This window comes from Pseudomonas sp. 05N434, from assembly GCF_056396965.1.
The window spans coordinates 1-3,177 of the sequence record NZ_JBFTMK010000575.1 but is presented as its reverse complement, the minus strand read 5'-3'; the positions used below and the strand labels follow the sequence as shown (position 1 = coordinate 3,177).

2 protein-coding genes are annotated in these 3,177 nt (G+C 55.9%); both read right to left on the bottom strand.

The genetic code is table 11. The features are described 5' to 3' along the window. A partial coding sequence (rpoC, locus tag AC1DLB_RS26085) for a DNA-directed RNA polymerase subunit beta' (RefSeq protein WP_477785918.1) occupies positions 1-2,475 on the bottom strand: 2,475 nt, incomplete at its 3' end. Positions 2,476-2,539: 64 nt separating this feature from the next. Continuing rightward, positions 2,540-3,177: DNA-directed RNA polymerase subunit beta (locus AC1DLB_RS26080; protein ID WP_477785917.1), on the bottom strand; the 638-nt coding region annotated here is incomplete at its 5' end.

Genomic DNA, 3,177 nt, shown 5'->3' with positions numbered 1-3,177 from the left:
GTGCGGAGTCATTACCAGGCCATGTTCGGTACCGCAATCGATCTCGGTCACAACCAGATCCTGCGCCACGTCTACCAGACGACGAGTCAGGTAACCGGAGTTCGCAGTTTTCAACGCGGTATCCGCCAGACCTTTACGAGCACCGTGAGTAGAGATGAAGTACTGAAGTACGCTCAAACCTTCACGGAAGTTCGCAGTAATCGGCGTTTCGATGATGGAACCGTCCGGCTTGGCCATCAGGCCACGCATACCGGCGAGCTGACGGATCTGCGCAGCAGAACCCCGTGCGCCCGAGTCGGCCATCATGTACATCGAGTTGAAGGATTCCTGGTCAACTTCGACGCCATGGCGGTCAATGACTTTCTCTTTCGAGAGGTTGGCCATCATCGCCTTGGATACTTCGTCGTTCGCCTTGGACCAAAGGTCGATCACTTTGTTGTACTTCTCGCCCTGGGTTACCAGGCCGGAGGCGTACTGACTTTCGATCTCTTTCACTTCGTCGGTGGCGGCACCGATGATGCGGGCTTTTTCATCCGGGATAACGAAGTCGTTAACACCGATGGAAACGCCGGAGATGGTCGAATAGGCAAAACCGGTGTACATCAACTGGTCAGCGAAGATCACGGTCTCTTTCAAACCAACCACGCGGTAGCACTGGTTGATCAGCTTGGAGATCGCTTTCTTTTTCATCGGCAGGTTGACGACGTCGAAGGACAGACCTTTTGGCACAACCTGGAACAACAGCGCACGGCCGACGGTAGTGTCGACGATACGAGTGTTGGTCACGCTGCCGCCATCACGATCGTTCACGGTTTCGTTGATCCGCACCTTGACCTTGGCGTGCAGCGCGGCTTCGCCGGCACGGAACACACGGTCAACTTCCTGCAGATCCGCGAACACACGACCTTCGCCTTTGGCGTTGATCGCTTCACGAGTCATGTAGTACAGACCCAATACAACGTCCTGCGAAGGAACGATGATTGGCTCACCGTTGGCTGGCGACAGAATGTTGTTGGTCGACATCATCAACGCACGCGCTTCCAGCTGGGCTTCCAGCGTCAGCGGTACGTGCACGGCCATTTGGTCGCCGTCGAAGTCGGCGTTGTACGCAGCACAGACCAGAGGGTGCAGCTGGATAGCCTTACCTTCGATCAGTACAGGTTCAAACGCCTGGATACCCAGACGGTGAAGGGTCGGTGCACGGTTGAGGAGAACCGGGTGTTCGCGAATCACTTCAGCGAGAACGTCCCAAACCTCTGGCAGCTCACGCTCAACCATCTTCTTGGCCGCTTTGATGGTGGTAGCAAGACCACGCATTTCCAGCTTGCCGAAAATGAACGGCTTGAACAGCTCGAGAGCCATCTTCTTCGGCAGACCGCACTGGTGCAGACGCAGGGTCGGACCTACGGTAATTACCGAACGACCGGAGTAGTCAACACGCTTACCGAGCAAGTTCTGACGGAAACGACCTTGCTTACCCTTGATCATGTCAGCCAGGGATTTCAGAGGACGCTTGTTGGAACCGGTGATAGCGCGGCCACGACGACCGTTGTCGAGCAGTGCGTCGACGGCTTCCTGCAACATACGCTTTTCGTTGCGCACGATGATGTCCGGAGCGGACAGATCAAGCAGGCGCTTCAAACGGTTGTTACGGTTGATCACTCGACGATACAGATCGTTGAGGTCGGAAGTCGCGAAACGACCGCCATCCAATGGGACCAGTGGACGCAGATCTGGCGGCAGAACCGGCAGAACGGTCAGCACCATCCACTCTGGCAGGTTGCCGGAACCCTGGAAGGCTTCCATCAACTTCAGACGCTTGGACAGCTTTTTGATTTTGGTTTCGGAGTTGGTTTGCGGAATCTCTTCACGCAGACGGCCAATCTCGTGTTCCAGGTCGAYAGCGTGCAGCAGTTCACGGACAGCTTCGGCACCCATGCGGGCATCGAAATCGTCGCCGAACTCTTCCAGCGCTTCGAAGTACTGCTCGTCGTTGAGCAGCTGACCCTTTTCAAGGGTGGTCATGCCTGGATCGATAACGACGTAGCTCTCGAAGTAGAGAACGCGCTCGATATCACGCAGGGTCATGTCCATCAGCAAGCCGATACGGGACGGCAGCGATTTCAGGAACCAGRTGTGGGCTACTGGCGAGGCCAGCTCGATGTGCGCCATGCGCTCACGACGAACTTTTGCCAGCGCGACTTCAACGCCGCACTTCTCGCAGATCACACCACGGTGCTTCAAGCGCTTGTACTTACCGCACAGGCACTCGTAATCCTTTACCGGGCCAAAGATCTTGGCGCAGAACAGGCCGTCACGCTCAGGTTTGAACGTACGGTAGTTGATGGTTTCCGGCTTTTTAACTTCACCGAACGACCACGAACGGATCATCTCAGGCGATGCCAATCCAATACGGATGGCGTCGAACTCTTCGACTTGACCCTGGTTTTTCAGCAAATTCAGTAGGTCTTTCAAGGCCTTTCCTCCTGGCGGAGCAGAGAGCGGGCAATCCTGCCCCGCTCTCGATTCGCGTCACGTGTTATTCGGTTTCCAGATCGATATCGATGCCGAGGGAACGAATTTCCTTGATCAACACGTTGAAGGACTCGGGCATGCCCGGCTCCATACGGTGATCGCCGTCCACGATGTTTTTGTACATCTTGGTCCGGCCGTTCACATCGTCCGACTTCACTGTGAGCATTTCTTGCAGAGTGTAAGCAGCACCGTATGCTTCCAGTGCCCAGACCTCCATCTCCCCGAAACGCTGACCACCGAACTGCGCCTTACCACCCAGCGGCTGCTGGGTAACCAGGCTGTACGAACCGGTAGAACGAGCGTGCATCTTGTCGTCTACCAAGTGGTTCAGCTTCAGCATGTACATGTAGCCAACAGTAACCGGGCGCTCGAACTTGTTGCCGGTACGGCCGTCGGTCAGCTGCATCTGGCCGCTTTCTGGCAGGTCTGCCAGTTTCAGCATGGCCTTGATTTCGCTTTCCTTGGCGCCGTCGAACACTGGAGTGGCCATTGGAACGCCGCCACGCAGGTTCTTCGCCAGATCCAGAATTTCCTGGTCGGAGAAGCTATCCAGATCTTCGTTACGACCGCCGATCTGGTTGTAGATCTCGTCCAGGAAGGTGCGAAGTTCAGCAACCTTACGCTGCTCTTCGACCATCCGGT